Genomic DNA, 15,251 nt, shown 5'->3' on the forward strand with positions numbered 1-15,251 from the left:
CAAAGGTTGTTAAACTACATAGAAGGTTACACTCTATTTACGTGTTACTGACAAGATCAGGCATAAGTAAGACAGTGTATGAGCTATAACGGGATAAGTGTATCCCTCTTTATGCATCATATTCTTACTTGTGCCTGTTTTTTAGGCATAAACGTGTAGCTAAAGAGCATTTAGTTATGAGAGAGAATCTAAAAATTGCACATACTGTTAAGGATAATGAAATTATAAAAAGAGAGGTTGATTAATGATGGCAGAAAAAACATTTAAAATTACAGCTGAAACAGGAATTCATGCACGTCCAGCAACACAACTAGTAAATAAAGCAGGTCAATTTTCTTCTGATCTCACTTTAGAATATAAAGGGAAATCTGTTAACTTAAAGTCAATTATGGGCGTAATGTCTTTAGGAGTAGGTCAAGGTGCAGAAGTGACAATTAAAGCAGAAGGTTCTGACGAAGCAGAAGCACTACAAGCTATCGAAGAAGTGATTAAGGAAGGGTTAGGAGAATAACAAATGCATTTAAAACTTACTGGCATCGCAGCATCTCCCGGTGTTGCGATTGCTAAGGCTTTTATACACCAAGAACCGGATTTATCTGTCGAGCTACGTAAAGTCGAGAATGCAGATGAGGAAGTAAAACGTTTCGATGCTGCACTAAAGCAGGCAATATCGGAGTTAAGTGAAATTAAGGATAAAACAGAAAAAGACTTAGGAGCAGATAAAGCAGAAATCTTTGCTGCTCATATTCTTGTGTTAAGTGATCCAGAGCTCGTTGATGCTGTTAAAGATAAAATTAATACAGAACAGCAAAATGCTGAATACGCGATGAATGAAGTATCTTCGATGTTTGTTACAATGTTTGAAGGTATGGATAATGAATATATGAAGGAACGTGCTGCTGATATCCGAGATGTATCAAAGCGCGTCTTAGGAATTTTGTTAAATGTTCAAGTCAAGTCACTCGCTACGATTTCAGAAGAAACGATTATTATAGCTGAAGACTTAACACCGTCAGATACCGCACAGCTTAATCCGGAGTTTGTAAAAGGGTTTGCAACCGATATAGGCGGGCGTACATCACATTCAGCAATAATGTCTCGGTCATTAGAAATTCCAGCTGTTGTAGGATCAAAATTGATTACTAAAAAAGCACAGCAGGGTGATGTTGTCATTGTTGATGGTATTGATGGGAACATTGTTATTAATCCAACAGATGAAGAGCTTCGCGAATACGAAAAGAAACGTGAAGATTTTCTAAAGCAGAAGGAACAATGGGCTAAATTAGTCAATGAACAAACGACAACAAAAGATGGCAAACATGTTGAGCTTGCTGCTAATATCGGGACTCCGAAAGACGTTGAAGGCGTAATTAGAAATGGCGGCGAAGGTGTCGGTTTATATCGAACTGAATTTCTATACATGGATCGTACTGAGCTTCCAACGGAAGAAGAGCAATTTGAAGCGTATAAAGAAGTGGTTGAAAAGATGGAAGGAAAGCCAGTAGTCATTCGTACGCTTGATATTGGTGGCGATAAAGAACTTTCTTATTTAAATCTTCCTAAGGAAATGAATCCATTCCTTGGCTTTCGTGCGATTCGACTTTGTTTAGAAGAAAAGGATATATTCCGTACTCAACTACGTGCATTATTACGAGCGAGTTCTTTTGGTAATTTGAAAATCATGTTTCCGATGATTGCTACACTTGAAGAATTACGGGCAGCTAAAGCGATGCTAGCTGAAGAAAGAGACAAGCTTCTTGCAGAACAGGTACAAGTGTCAGACGATATTGAAGTAGGAATGATGGTAGAAATCCCGTCAACAGCAGTAGCGGCTGACCTATTTGCAAAGGAAGTTGATTTCTTTAGTATTGGAACGAATGATTTAATCCAATATACAATGGCTGCAGATCGTATGAACGAACGTGTTTCCTACTTATATCAACCATATCACCCAGCTATACTGCGACTTGTTAAGATGGTGATTGACGCAGCGCATAAGCAAGGGAAGTGGGCTGGCATGTGCGGTGAAATGGCTGGTGATGAAGTAGCGATCCCATTATTATTAGGATTAGGGTTAGACGAATTTAGCATGAGTGCGACATCAATTTTACCAGCTAGAAGTCAGTTGTTATCACTATCACAGGAAGAGTTACAGTCTTTTGCTAATGATATGCTTTATATGGATACTGCAGAAGAGGTTGAACGAAAAGTAAAAGAATTATTACATTCGGTTGAATAAACGTTTATCAAAGAGGCAGAAGTGTACAGCTTTTGTCTCTTTTTAATACTTGAAGAATTAACAGTTCAAATAATTGTCAAAAAAAGACGATTGAAAATCGTTCTAAAAAAGAGAAAATGTAAGGTGGGTTAATTTAAGGATAAAATTGAGGTGGTGCGTAAGGTGGACGATCGTCAAATTGAGGATATTGAACGCTCATTAAGAAGAATTGGAGATATCGTTAAACAAAAGGGTCGTGAAATCTTAACGCAATTTCCTATTACCCCGCCACAGTTTATTGCTTTGCAATGGTTAAATGAATATGGCGATATGACGATTGGTGAATTATCGCAAAAAATGTATTTAGCCTGTAGTACGACAACCGATCTAATAGACCGAATGGAAAAGAACGAGCTCGTTCAACGAGTGAAGGATACACAGGACCGACGGGTGGTTCGGATACAATTATTAGACCGAGGTCGTGTGATAATTAAAGAGGTCATTAATAAGAGACAGGATTATTTAGAATCAGTATTATCACAATTTACACAGGATGAAGTTGATTATTTAGAGAAAAGCTTATTTGTATTACATGAAAAATGAAACTATTACGATAAAGCAGAAATTGAGGGAAGATTGTTGGAAAGACCAATTGGTGTTATAGATTCTGGTTTAGGCGGATTAACAGTAGCAAAAGAGATCATGAGACAGTTGCCTAAGGAAGAGATTGTCTATTTAGGTGATTCTGCTAGATGTCCATATGGACCTAGAACACCCGATGAAGTGCGATCGTTTACTTGGGAAATGATTCAGCGACTTGAGGCAGAAAAGATGAAAATGCTAGTAATTGCCTGTAATACAGCTGCAGCCGTTGTACTAGAGGAAGTGAAGCAAAAGCTGTCAATTCCTGTAATTGGTGTTGTTCATCCTGGAGCGTTAAGTGCATTAAAGGTAACGAAAAATGACCACGTAGCTGTACTAGGAACAGAAGGAACAATCAAAAGCAAAGCTTACGAACTAGCACTTCATTCTATAAAAAGTACGATTACGATCGATAGCCTAGCTTGTCCGGGCTTTGTCCCTTTAGTGGAAAGAGGGATATTTACTGGCGAAGAGGCACAACGAACGGTTGATGAGACATTAAAAGAATTAAAAGGTCGCGAGTTTGATACGTTAATTCTAGGTTGTACTCATTATCCTTTATTACTAGATGTGATCCGTCAATCGATTGGTGAGCATGTCAACATTATCTCATCGGGTGCTGAAGCAGCTCGTGAAGTAAGTAGCTTACTATATCACAAGAATTTGCTTTATACTGCTGAACGTATTCCAGTTCATCATTTTTTGACAACTGGTAATGCTGAGCGTTTCAAAGTATTAGCAGATCAATGGCTTGAGGTTAGTATTGAACGCGTTGAGACAGTTTCACTGGGCTCTAAATAGGATTTGAAGGCATGCCGCTGCATGAAGGATGGTTTTATCCTTTTCATGCAGCGGCTTTTTTAATTTGCGTTGTTGCTATAAATCAAATACTTGATAATACAATATCACATAGTATACAAGTGGACTATAAAACTTGAGGAGTTGGTAAATCGTGAGGCCATTACCTGAATTGAAAAATACAGTGTTTATTCAGCATATTATTCGTGTTCCAGTGAGTGTTGATCAAGTATTTGACTTTTTCGTCAGTAATCGTTTATCGAAGTATTATCAAAAGATATCAAAGGATCATGAATACCTTACTTTAAGGGAGGGAAATCAATTAGAAGTTGGTTCTATTTTAGATTGTTTGGAGTCTGTGAGTAATCAAACCGCTCTACATAAATATGTTGTCTCAGAAGTTATTGAAAATGAAAGAATTCGTTACAATTCAACACCGTCTCATATAAAAATTAAACTGCCCTGGAAAGAGATTGATAGTAAAAGTAATACTCATTGTTTTTTTGATTTTGAAAGCATAGATTCGGAAGATACGAATATTCGGTTAACGATCGGTATCCAGTTTTATAGTGCATTCGAGAAGTTATTATCCTCATGGTCAGGAGGTCTTTCCCCATGGAGGAAGCATTGTATAGAAGAGCAGGAAGGCTTGAAGAAACTCTTTACCGAGAAATATATGATTTAAAATAATGGTTTGTGTGTATAATGATAGTCAAACAAACGTCACAAAAAGAAGTTTGAGGTGGTGAGCGAATGTCTTTAAAGTTCGCGATGCTAGGCTTTATTGATATGGAGCCAATGTCAGGTTATGATTTGAAAAAAATGTTTGAGGCAAGTGTAAATTTCTACTGGAGTGCAACGCATAGTCAAATATACCGAACGCTTGATGAAATGAAAAAAGACGAATGGGTAAAGGAAGAATTTGTCTATCAGAAAGACCTCCCTAACAAAAAAATCTTTCATGCAACCGAAAAAGGCAAAAAGGCATTGTATGATTGGGTAATGGAGCCTACTGAAATTCCCCCTATTAGACATAAACTCTTAGTCCAGCTTTCATGGTCAGATCGATTACCAACGGAACAGATTCTTAGTCAACTCAATCAATATGGTAAGCAGCTTGAAGAGAGATTGGCTCTATATGAAAGTGAAGTACTTCAAAAAAACATGGAAAAGAAGTAGAACAGCAAAAGAAAAATTTTTGTGGGAGTCTATTTTAAAAAATGGAATTTCCACCTATCAAGCGGAGCTTAATTGGGTACGTTCCACAATGAAAGGCTTGCAGGACCTATAACAATAGGATTCTACTTTTTACGAAAGGAGAACTGTGCCTTTCACTGTAAATCCACTCATAAAATCTGTCCAGAACAAATAATCCATCCTCTTCCTGACGATAACGATAAAGGTGATTTTTAAAAGCCCTCCCCTTGTTACAAGTACTGAGACCAAAACGTTTATAAGTTTTTTCTTATATTTTTGGTCTAAAGTATGAGATAGCTCGTATACATGTAGTACAAACTATCTTAGGAGGGAAAACAATGCGAAGTAGGTTAATGAAGGGATTATATAGTGTTTTATTTATATTATTAATGGCGGCATGCTCATTCGGAGCAAATAATGGCGTTAATGAAATGGATATACCACCTACTGATTATAGTAATCATGAAGAAGAAACACCCGATCCATCAGATTATGAAGAACCAGAAGGAGATAATGAGCAAATTGATGAAAATGAAACAGATGACTTAGATCAGGTCACTAGAAAGCTCTATCTAATTGATGAAAACGGGATGGTCGTTCCGCAAACATTAAATTTACCGAAAACAGAAAGTGTGCTAAGACAATCTCTTGAATATTTAGTTGATGGTGGACCTGTTACGAATCTATTACCGAGTGGTTTTAGTGCAGTTATACCTGCTGGTACAGAGGTAGATGTTCATTTAGAAGAGGGTATCGCTATTGCAGACTTTTCAAATGAATTTAATGAATATAATCCAGAATTAGAACAGCAAATTCTTCAAGCAATTACATGGACTTTAACCGAATTTGAAAATGTTGAGAAAGTACAGATAAAAGTAAATGGCCATCTACAAGAAACGATGCCGATCAGTGGAACCCCAATAGGTGAAGGTGTTAGTCGTGCAGATGGAATTAACATTGAGACGGGTGGATTAGCAGATATGGTAAATAGTAAAGGGGTGACCCTTTACTTCCTTGCACAAAATGGGGACAACACTTATTATGTACCAGTTACTAGACGAGTGAAAATGGAAGGAGAACTGCTTGAGACAGCCGTAAATGAACTAATAAAAGGTCCAGCGCTTGAATCTCCGCTATTAACTGATTTACGTCAAGGAGTAGAATTGTTAGAAGAACCTCACTATCAAAATGGTGTTGTGACTTTGAATTTTAATGAAAACATTTTAAGTCAACTACAATCTACAGCCATTTCTTCTGATGTCTTAGATATGCTTGCTTTAACGTTAACGGAACAGGAAGGCGTTGAACAAGTAGCGATAGAGGTTGAAGGGGAAGGAAATGTTTTAAATGAATCTGGTCAATCGATCGAGCATGTATCTAGACCAGAACAATATAATTTTGGAGCATATTAATAAGTGATTTGTTGGACGAGGTATAGAAACTTCTTTATAATAAAAAGATAAAGGTGAATTAGGGTGATTCCGCTTGAATCACCTTCTTGCTGTTACTTTAATAGCAGTTGGGAAAGTTTGAGTACATAGGAGGTTCGCTTGTGAGAAACGATGGTAGGCAAGCAAATGAATTACGAAAGATTGTCATTGATACGAATTACATAAAACATCCTGAAGGGTCAGTGCTTATATCAATGGGAGACACAAAGGTGATCTGTGCCGCGAGTATTGAGGAGCGTGTTCCACCATTCTTACGTGGGCAAGGGAAAGGATGGGTAACAGCTGAATATGCTATGCTACCAAGAGCAACAGAGCAGCGAACGATTCGTGAGTCTTCGAAAGGGAAGGTGACGGGGCGTACGATGGAAATTCAACGTCTCATTGGAAGAGCTCTTCGATCAATTATTGATCTCAACAAATTAGGTGAACGTACGGTATGGATTGATTGTGATGTCATTCAAGCAGATGGTGGAACAAGAACGGCCTCTATTACAGGTGCATTTGTTGCTCTTGCATTAGCAATGGAGAAAGCGATATCTACGAAAAAGGTGAAAGAATGGCCGATTACAGATTATTTAGCTGCGATTTCGGTTGGAATTGAGGAAAAGAATGGGGTAATTCTAGATCTTAACTATGTTGAGGATTCCACTGCACAAGTTGATATGAATGTCGTTATGACTGGCTCACATCAATTTGTTGAATTACAAGGAACGGGTGAAGAAGCAACGTATTCAAAAGAACAATTACATAAGATGCTAGAATTAGCAGAGTTAGGTATAGATAGGTTATTAATTGCACAAAAAGAAGCGTTAGGACACGTGGCAGAACGTTTTAAATAAAGGAGAAACAGATGAAAAAAGAAGTAATCATTGCTACGACAAATGAAGGGAAAGTACGTGAATTTCGCGAACTATTTCCATCAAATGAGTGGATTGTACGTTCGCTAAAGGATTATCCAGACATTCCTGATATTAAAGAGGACGGTCAAACCTTTGCTGAAAATGCAGCAATAAAAGCAGAGGCTTTAAGTCAAAAGCTAAATAAACTTGTAATCGCGGATGACTCAGGTTTGATCATTGATGCTCTAGACGGTCGACCAGGGATTTACTCTGCAAGGTATGCAGGATTAGCGAAAGATGATGAAGCGAACATTCGTAAAGTTCTTCAAGAATTAGAGCACGTTCCTAATGGCGATCGGACAGCACGTTTTTTTTGTGCAATTGCTGTGGCTAGACCGAACAAAGCTACATTGATTTATGAGGGCGACTGTGAAGGTATATCATAAGAGAAAAGTCAGGAATGAATGGTTTTGGTTATGATCCGATATTTTTCTTGCCGGATTTACAACGAACGATGGCTGAGTTAAGTCCTCAAGAGAAAAATAGTAGAAGTCATCGAGCAAAGGCCATTGAACAATTATTTGCTCATGAACATGAATGGAATGAAGAGTAGGTGTAAAAATGAAGGCATTAATTTTAAGTGATAGCCACGGCTGGACGAATGAAGTAAAGGAAATCATTGACCGTCATCGCGACGAGGTTGATGTGGTATACCATTGTGGTGATTCAGAGTTAGACCAAGATCATCCAGTGTTAAAAGATGCAAATGTAGTTAAAGGGAATTGTGATTTTGGAGTTGATTTTCCCAATGAGATCAAAGAAGACGTGAAAGGTGTTCGTTTTTATATTACTCATGGGCATTTATATAATGTGAAATTGACAACAGATCGACTTTCTTATCGTGCTGAAGAAATGGGAGCAGCAATTGCTTGTTTTGGCCACACACATATTGCAACATCCTTTGAACAAAATGGAGTGATTTATATTAACCCGGGAAGTATTAAACTTCCTCTTGGCGGAAGAACAAAAACTTATGCCATTTGTGAACGCATAAATGATGTAACGACTGTGACGTTTCATCAACAAACAGACGGAGAAATTGTTGAAGAGTTAACAAAGGTTTATGATTAAAGAGTAAGAGAAGGAGCTACGTAAAACGAAACTTTACGTAGTTCCTTACGAATAAAAAAATTGAAAAAAAGGTTGACTTTTTGATTATAGGGCTGTATATTTATAGATGTCGCTGAAAAACTGTGCGGGTGTAGGTTAGTGGTAAAACCTCAGCCACGAGCAAGACATCAATGAAAAGCTAGCGAGTTGTCTCGACGCAGTATACATCAAAGCGATACTGGAAGAGGAAGAGACATGAAAAACAAAAGAGGAAAAATGTAGTCCGTATGCGGGTGTAGTTTAGTGGTAAAACCTCAGCCTTCCAAGCTGATGTCGTGGGTTCGATTCCCATCACCCGCTTTTATGTCCCAGTAGCTCAGCAGGATAGAGCAACGGCCTTCTAAGCCGTCGGTCGGGAGTTCGAATCTCTCCTGGGACGCCATTACATAACACTTTAACCCTTGATATGAAAGGGTTTTGGACAAATAAGGGATGCTAACGCAGATTAGAATACTGTGGGAGCATCTTTTTTTATATCTACAATATTAATTAAAGGTTCTAACCTCCTAGTTTATTTACTGGAGGAGGTAGTCTGACTATGATAAAGGTCATCTTTGTTGAATATGTTAAGACAAGAAAGGTGGCAGAGACTTAGAGAGGTATTCAGCAGAAGAGTGTAACCGGGTCCAAAGAAAGAACCAAAATTCTTTTTATGAGGGAGGTATAGATGATGAATGATTAAACCACTCAAAATAAAAAAGCTTGGGAGTGTCGGACATATTGGACATCTAGAAGCAAAGCTAAGTAAATATAAGAAAATCCTAAATCACAACTAAAAAAATATACAGTATTTTGAAAACTTCTCCGCAAAGTAATTGCCCATCTTTGTGGCTCTAATGGCAGAAAACAGTTCCTTTATCAAAATAGTAGGTGCAGAAGTTACTGTTGTTGATATATTAGAAGAAAATAAACAGTATGCTTTAGAATTGGCAGCCCCCATATCATCCTAGCGAGCGAAATTACAAGGTTCTTGAATGCCTATGTCCTGTGATGCTAAACTAATATATCAGCAATGTAATCTAGATGTTAATTATCCTTTTTTTCTATTAAGTTTATCCTTAATGCGGATGCATTTATTTAAATGAAAAAAAATATGTCTTGTTGCGGGCATCAATATTAAACCTGCAATGTCTTTTTTGCTCCAGTAGTCAGCTAACCACTTAGAATTTTGCATTACTGCGTTTTCATCAAATAATCTGTTAACTCTAGCTGGGTCAACTTGCATCTTAAATTGTCCAGGTTCTAAGGAGGATATAACTCTTTGTGTTTGCTTTCCTACAGATGCTCTATATGCTAATAATGAATGAAGGTTAATATTTGAACTTAATTTTGCAATGTCCTTTTGGCTCATATCATTCCCTGAATGGGTGTAATCAATATTCATTTTTTCAAGCCAATTTCTAGCATTTAATACTTGTTGGTCATTAGCTACTAGAATATTCATTGATATATCCTCAATCCTAGTGATATGCCATAAATGCCAGACAATAGAGTTTTTTGTATCAGGATTAGTAACTGGATACTTTCTAAATGATTCTTCATCCAAATCTTTCAACACGGCATCTTCTAGAGTGACATCAGTAGTATATGTCATAGAGGAAGAGTGTAGTAAAGAATGCTGAGATTGAAATAATTTAACTGCCTCTGAATGTTGTTCAGCTTTTTTCATGTGCTCTTTTTAATTTTTTATGGTTTTCATTCCAAATCCTTCTCTGCTTCATGTCCATTAAGATTAATTCTCCCATGATTTGATAATTAATATTTTCAATTAGGCAATGTATAATTCCTGCATTAACAACAATATGATAGGGGTTATTTGTTCAATTATAAAATATTTATTTTCCTCTGTATTAATGAGCTACAGGCTGTTTGTTGATAGATAAGAATATTGAATAATGAAAACCCTCCAAATTGTTTTATTGGTCGAAGTTTCCATAATACTAAACGGATGTTAATGATCCGTAATCCCTGTCATATGCATGATTACTCGGTTCTGTTGAATGAGAAATTAAGCGTTTTTTAAGTGAAGATGTATATTATTACTAGTAGAAAAGGTCACGACCTGCAAAGGAAGTGTGGATTGAAATAATCCGTATTAAATTATCATCTGAGAGTCTAGCTTAAAAAGCCTTCACAAATGTGTGAAGGGCTTTTTCCCCATTCTTTCTCTCCAAAACAAGTTAGCACCACGATGATTCGTATCGGTTTCCTATAATTTTAAAGTACCTCTTCGAATAATATGCTGTACTCACTTAGAAAAATAACGTAAAGGTTGTGTATAAAGAAGAAGTTTTAAAAAGGAATGCATAGAATGAGCTAAGTTAAGTAACAATACGATTAACCTATTTATATATGCGTAAATAGGTTAGATCATTTTCCATGAGGAGTTTTTCGAGCGATGTTTAGAAAAAAGCGACAGTGGAAAAAGACCATAAAGTATGTGAATAAACAAAAAAAGAGCATTGATCCTACATTAAAAAATAGTGTGAAAGAAATTAAAGATATTATAGGGCAAGATCTTGATTATAACGAACGTGAACTTGAAATACTAGGAAACCAAAAAATAATGGTTATCTATTTAGCGAGTTTAGTAAATAAGGACAGCATTAACAGTCACATTATAAAACCCATGCTAGCTCTAACAGATCAGCAAAATAATAATGACTTAAAAAAGAGCAAGAGTGAAATAAAGGATCAATTATTTGAAGCGGTTATTTATCATTCTCAAGGAAAAAAGTCGCTTCTGTAGACGAATTACTTGAAGGAATTCTAACTGGTCAGTGTGCAGTTTTAATGGAAGGTTTAACGGAAGCGTTTTTATTCGATGAAAAAGAATTAGAAAAAAGAGCGATTGAACAGCCACAAGGGGAGCAAGTAATACGAGGACCAAGAGATGGTTTTATAGAACATTTACAAACTAACATTGCTTTAATAAGAAGTCGTATACCAGTAGCGAAGCTAAGGGTTAAAGAATTAAAGGTAGGGTTAATGACAAAATCGTCAGTTGCCATTTGCTATCTTGATGAGACTGTAAACAAAAAGTTAGTTGAAGAGGTTGAAAGTCGTCTCCGCAACGCGAATATTGATAGGGTTTTGGATAGTGGGTATATCGAGCAACTAATTGAAGATAATCCGAGTTCTCCATTTCCACAAGTTCAATACACAGAAAGGCCAGATAAAGCAGTAGGGAATTTAGTCGAAGGTAGGGTGATCATTATCATCGATGGGACGCCCCTCGTATTGATATGTCCAGCTACCTTTAATCAGTTCCTGCAAACATCTGAAGATTATAATGAACGTGCTCTAATATCTAGCCTTATAAGAATGATCCGTATATTAGCACTAGGTTCATCACTCTTATTTCCTTCGTTATATGTTGCGGTTTTATCCTTTCATCCAGAGTTGATACCTGCAGAGTTTGCTGTCGCAGTTACTAGTGGAAGAGGTGGCATTCCGTTTCCAGTAGTTGTAGAAGTTTTACTTATGGAAATTGCAATGGAAATATTACGAGAGGCCACTGTTAGAATGCCACAGCAAGTAGGTGGTGCTCTTTCAATTGTCGGTGTACTTGTCATTGGACAAGCAGCTGTAGAGGCTGGCTTCGTTTCACCAGTAACAGTCGTTATTATCGCACTATCATCTATCGGCTCCTTTGCTACACCGGCTTACAATGTTGCGATAGCCTTTCGCTTGTTGCGCTTTCCTATATTATTACTGTCAGGAATGTTCGGTTTATTTGGGTTAGTTAGTGCGATGCTTCTCATGTTTAATCATATGCTCGCCCTAAAGTCATTTGGTGTCCCTTATTTGAGCCCTATTTCTCCTGCAGATTGGTATAGTTTACGTGACTCAATTGTTCGTTTTCCACTACGTTGGTTATTGAAAAGACCAGAAGAACTACACACCTATAATACAGTTAGGAGTGAGAGAAAACGAAGAAAACCACACTCACCTCTTTTACCGAAGGAGGACAAATGATATGGATAATCGTGAAATTACGGTAACACAGTTAGCGGTTATTTTAATTAGTACAAACATCGGCGTTTCGATGTTAGCATTTCCAAGATTTGTTGTAGTTGAAGCGGAAACTGCTTCTATATTAGCTACATCTGTAGGTGCTTGTATAGCTCTGATAGGAATAATAGCTGTTTCTTACTTAGGTAAAACATATAGAAACAAAACATTTGTGGGGTACAGCCAATCTATACTAGGGAAAAAAATTGGTTCCTTCTTTAGTTTGATGATCATTGTTTCTTTTTATTATTTTAACAGGTCTTGAATTACGGCAATTTGGCGAGGTGGTTATTGGAGCTCTTCTTCCTAAAACTCCTATTATAATCCCAATGATGATCATGGCGTTTATTTGTTTAATAGTCAGTTTACATTCGGTAAATATATTTGCGTATATTCATTTCTTTTATATTGGTTTTACTGTTGCCCCCATTCTCTTTATTTTAGTCGCTTCAATCTCTGAGATTGATTGGGTATATATCCAACCGCTGTTAGGGAATGAAACAACATGGAGTGGGTTCATGAACGGAGCAATTGTCGTCACAAAGATTATGCTTAATTTCTTTGTAATTTCAATTGTCATTCCTTTTATGAGGCAGCCCGAAAAAGCAATATTAGCAAGCCTTATTAGTTGGGGAATTGTCACGATATTGTTCATATCATCGATGTTTTTTCGTTAGCGATCTTTGGAAGTATTGAATTAGAATATTTGATGTGGCCTATCTTAGTCTTAGGGAGGCTTGTACGAATTCCAGCAGAAATATTTCAGCGATTAGATGCGATATTACTAGTTGCTTGGCTGTTCGCTGTGTTTACAACATTGTATTCAACATATTTTTTCATTGTACGAGCTACTTCAGAACTTATTAGTAGTGTTAGACATCGAATCATGGCGGTAACTTTATTTTTAATCGTTTTTTTGATTTCGTTATATCCTAAAGATATTTATGAGATGTATGAATTGATTAAATTTGTATCTAATATCGGCATAATTGTTGTAATTGGTTATCCCTTTTTTCTCATAGTTGTACATAAGATGAAGGGAAGTGAATCAACTAATGAGACATTTTAAACAACTAACGGTTATTTCGTTAATTCTTTGCATATTAACAGGATGCTGGGATCGCTTTGAAATAGAAGAGAGAGCTAATATATTAGGGATTGCACTTGACTTGGTGGAGGATTTACCGGAAGAAGAATATAATACGTTAATAAATCCACAAGCAACTCATTTAGATGAGTTTCCAGCAGATAAGAAGTTGATTCGTCTAACTACTCAGATTGCCCTACCAGGTCAATCCCTTTAGGGCCAAATGACGGACAAGGGGATTCTAAAGATACTGTTTGGGTTATAGAAATATTAGGAAACACGCTCGCAGATGCTATGGAAAATTTGCAGCAAGAACTATCACAAAAACTGTATTTAGGGCATTTGCAATTAGTAATTCTTTCTGAAGAAATTGCTAGAGAGGGAGTTGGGGAAATTAATGATTACTTGCATCGAAATAATGAGGTAAGAAGGACAGCTTGGTTATTGGTAAATGGAGAAAACGCAGGTGATACGTTGAAAGCAGCTCCACCAGTTACTAAAATTCCTTCATTATTTTTATCACAAACATTAGACAATTCTGTTCGATTGGGAAAGCTACCTAAACAATATATTGGCCATTTTTGGATAGCTACTTCAAGAAAAGGAAGAGACGGCTTTTTGCCCTATATTAAAGTTGTCAATGGTGAAAATATATTGCTTGATGGGCTAGCTTACTTTAAAGGAGACAAGATGGTAGGACGAACTGCACCAATTGAAATTGGTACGTTTATGGCATTAAGAGGGGAAAATCCATCGGGATATAGAGGAGCGATTCCTTTACCTGATGTTCATAATGAAAGCGGAATTATCCGTGTAGAACGAAGAAAATCTAATATGACTGTTGAAAATGAAAATGGGAATTTAAAAGCAACATTTGATGTTACCTTATACGGAGCAATAGAAGAGAAAACTCATTTAAGTAAAGAGTTTGATTCTAATGATATTCGTAAAATTGAAGAGGAATGGTCGAAAAGAGCTAAGAATGTAATGTTACAATTAGTACAGAGATTACAAAATGATGAATCTGATATTATAGGAATTGGAGAAATTGTAAGAGGGCAACATTCAGAATTATGGAATGACTCAATTAAAACAAAAGAAAAGTGGCAACAAGTGTTTTCAACAATAGATATCGAAGTGAATGTAGAGTCCCACATAGAACGAGTAGGTAAAATAGTTATTTAAGCTAATGAAAGGTTTATTTTGGAAGCTACATTGTTCATTTTCTGCTGTAGCTTCCTTGATCGTTAGAAAAATCATAGACTAGCTTGTGTATGATTCTTTGTCAATGCAACGATTCGATTAACGAAATGTTGCTCTTCCTTTATTAAGTGTTGAGGATTATAGAAAATAACCGACCAGCTTTTCGATTTAAATATTTCTTTAATTGTTTCTCGTCCACCCCATTATGCTGTTCGATTAGTGCAACTCGAAAAGGAATGAGTGCTATATTGACAACGATGTGATTAACACGGTAATGAGGGGTTGGATAATACATGTGTCTTCGTAATTTTTGATAAAGCAGTATTTCTACATCTGTCCTACAAATATGTTCAAGGTCCTCAACAATAACTAAGGAAGGTTGAAAAGCTCGATTAAATTTAATAAATGGAAATGATTTAATTATTCTAACATTACGTTTAATGAATTTCAGCATATTTTATCACCCATTTATATCATGTCCTAGAAATCAAATCCATATGCTACATTTAGGAATATATGGAAGTTAAAAATGAGGAATAAAGAATTGATAGTATAGTAAACGCTTTCAAGTGTATGGACTAATCAAAATAGTCTAATTATTTTTAAAAAAGTGGTTGACCATAACCATGAAT

Annotated in this window: 16 protein-coding genes, 2 tRNA genes and 2 pseudogenes; 18 read left to right on the forward strand and 2 right to left on the reverse strand. The window is 36.5% G+C overall.

Annotation, left to right across the window (positions count from 1 at the left end):
* The first annotated feature begins 247 nt into the window (after positions 1-247).
* The 12 genes and pseudogenes from JCM19034_RS05215 (at position 248) to JCM19034_RS05270 (ending at position 8,697) form a co-directional block, all read left to right on the forward strand.
* Complete coding sequence (locus JCM19034_RS05215; RefSeq protein ID WP_062048135.1) at positions 248-511, forward strand: phosphocarrier protein HPr; 264 nt, start codon at positions 248-250, stop codon at positions 509-511.
* A 3-nt stretch (positions 512-514) separates the two neighbouring features.
* Positions 515-2,239: a phosphoenolpyruvate--protein phosphotransferase gene (gene ptsP, locus JCM19034_RS05220; RefSeq protein WP_062047853.1), complete on the forward strand. Its 1,725-nt coding sequence runs from the start codon at positions 515-517 to the stop codon at positions 2,237-2,239.
* Positions 2,240-2,401: 162 nt separating this feature from the next.
* Complete coding sequence (locus JCM19034_RS05225; RefSeq protein ID WP_062047855.1) at positions 2,402-2,821, forward strand: MarR family winged helix-turn-helix transcriptional regulator; 420 nt, start codon at positions 2,402-2,404, stop codon at positions 2,819-2,821.
* Positions 2,822-2,857: 36 nt separating this feature from the next.
* Entirely contained in the window at positions 2,858-3,661 is an 804-nt protein-coding gene (gene racE, locus JCM19034_RS05230; RefSeq protein WP_062047857.1) for a glutamate racemase, read from the forward strand.
* A 151-nt stretch (positions 3,662-3,812) separates the two neighbouring features.
* Positions 3,813-4,343, forward strand: a complete 531-nt coding sequence (locus JCM19034_RS05235; protein WP_062047859.1) for a hypothetical protein — start codon at positions 3,813-3,815, stop codon at positions 4,341-4,343.
* A gap of 68 nt (positions 4,344-4,411) precedes the next feature.
* The gene (locus JCM19034_RS05240; RefSeq protein WP_062047861.1) at positions 4,412-4,837 is read left to right on the forward strand and encodes a PadR family transcriptional regulator; all 426 of its coding nucleotides are present in this window, start codon (positions 4,412-4,414) and stop codon (positions 4,835-4,837) included.
* Positions 4,838-5,193: 356 nt separating this feature from the next.
* Positions 5,194-6,267, forward strand: coding sequence for a GerMN domain-containing protein (locus JCM19034_RS05245; RefSeq protein WP_062047863.1), 1,074 nt, complete (start codon positions 5,194-5,196; stop codon positions 6,265-6,267).
* Between the two features lie 140 nt (positions 6,268-6,407).
* Positions 6,408-7,145: a ribonuclease PH gene (gene rph, locus JCM19034_RS05250; protein WP_062047864.1), complete on the forward strand. Its 738-nt coding sequence runs from the start codon at positions 6,408-6,410 to the stop codon at positions 7,143-7,145.
* Positions 7,146-7,156: 11 nt separating this feature from the next.
* Positions 7,157-7,758, forward strand: a pseudogene (locus JCM19034_RS05255) (XTP/dITP diphosphatase).
* Positions 7,759-7,766: 8 nt separating this feature from the next.
* Complete coding sequence (locus JCM19034_RS05260) at positions 7,767-8,276, forward strand: metallophosphoesterase family protein (RefSeq protein WP_062047865.1); 510 nt, start codon at positions 7,767-7,769, stop codon at positions 8,274-8,276.
* Between the two features lie 268 nt (positions 8,277-8,544).
* Positions 8,545-8,615, forward strand: a tRNA-Gly gene (locus JCM19034_RS05265).
* A 5-nt stretch (positions 8,616-8,620) separates the two neighbouring features.
* Positions 8,621-8,697: transfer RNA gene (locus JCM19034_RS05270), tRNA-Arg, on the forward strand.
* A gap of 648 nt (positions 8,698-9,345) precedes the next feature.
* Here the strand turns inward: JCM19034_RS05270 and JCM19034_RS05275 are convergent.
* Positions 9,346-9,984 carry a DinB family protein gene (locus tag JCM19034_RS05275; protein ID WP_231686813.1) on the reverse strand — a complete coding sequence of 213 codons (639 nt, stop codon included), beginning with the start codon at positions 9,982-9,984 and terminating at the stop codon, positions 9,346-9,348.
* A gap of 729 nt (positions 9,985-10,713) precedes the next feature.
* On the opposite strand from JCM19034_RS05275, the gene JCM19034_RS23940 reads away from it, so the two are divergent.
* The 6 genes and pseudogenes from JCM19034_RS23940 to JCM19034_RS05310 all read left to right on the forward strand — a co-directional run bounded on the left by JCM19034_RS23940 (position 10,714) and on the right by JCM19034_RS05310 (position 14,601).
* Positions 10,714-11,064 carry a spore germination protein gene (locus JCM19034_RS23940; RefSeq protein ID WP_062047867.1) on the forward strand — a complete coding sequence of 117 codons (351 nt, stop codon included), beginning with the start codon at positions 10,714-10,716 and terminating at the stop codon, positions 11,062-11,064.
* Positions 11,065-11,081: 17 nt separating this feature from the next.
* Positions 11,082-12,293, forward strand: coding sequence for a spore germination protein (locus JCM19034_RS05285; protein ID WP_197276351.1), 1,212 nt, complete (start codon positions 11,082-11,084; stop codon positions 12,291-12,293).
* A 1-nt stretch (position 12,294) separates the two neighbouring features.
* Positions 12,295-12,594 (forward strand): GerAB/ArcD/ProY family transporter, encoded by a 300-nt coding sequence (locus tag JCM19034_RS23945; RefSeq protein WP_062047871.1) that lies wholly within the window; start codon positions 12,295-12,297, stop codon positions 12,592-12,594.
* Between the two features lie 19 nt (positions 12,595-12,613).
* Positions 12,614-13,398, forward strand: a pseudogene (locus tag JCM19034_RS22885) (GerAB/ArcD/ProY family transporter).
* Positions 13,385-13,633 carry a hypothetical protein gene (locus tag JCM19034_RS05305; RefSeq protein WP_062047878.1) on the forward strand — a complete coding sequence of 83 codons (249 nt, stop codon included), beginning with the start codon at positions 13,385-13,387 and terminating at the stop codon, positions 13,631-13,633. The pseudogene JCM19034_RS22885 and the gene JCM19034_RS05305 overlap by 14 nt, the downstream one beginning before the upstream one ends.
* The gene (locus tag JCM19034_RS05310) at positions 13,624-14,601 is read left to right on the forward strand and encodes a Ger(x)C family spore germination protein (protein WP_082393759.1); all 978 of its coding nucleotides are present in this window, start codon (positions 13,624-13,626) and stop codon (positions 14,599-14,601) included. The genes JCM19034_RS05305 and JCM19034_RS05310 overlap by 10 nt, the downstream gene beginning before the upstream one ends.
* Before the next feature lie 142 nt (positions 14,602-14,743).
* On the opposite strand, the gene JCM19034_RS05315 is transcribed toward JCM19034_RS05310, so the two are convergent.
* On the reverse strand, positions 14,744-15,073 hold the full coding sequence (locus JCM19034_RS05315; RefSeq protein ID WP_062047881.1) for a hypothetical protein: 330 nt from the start codon (positions 15,071-15,073) through the stop codon (positions 14,744-14,746).
* Positions 15,074-15,251: the final 178 nt, after the last annotated feature.

The sequence above is a fragment of the Bacillus sp. JCM 19034 genome, assembly GCF_001310635.1.
In the GTDB taxonomy this organism is placed as follows: Bacteria; Bacillota; Bacilli; order Bacillales; family Bacillaceae_D; genus Halalkalibacter.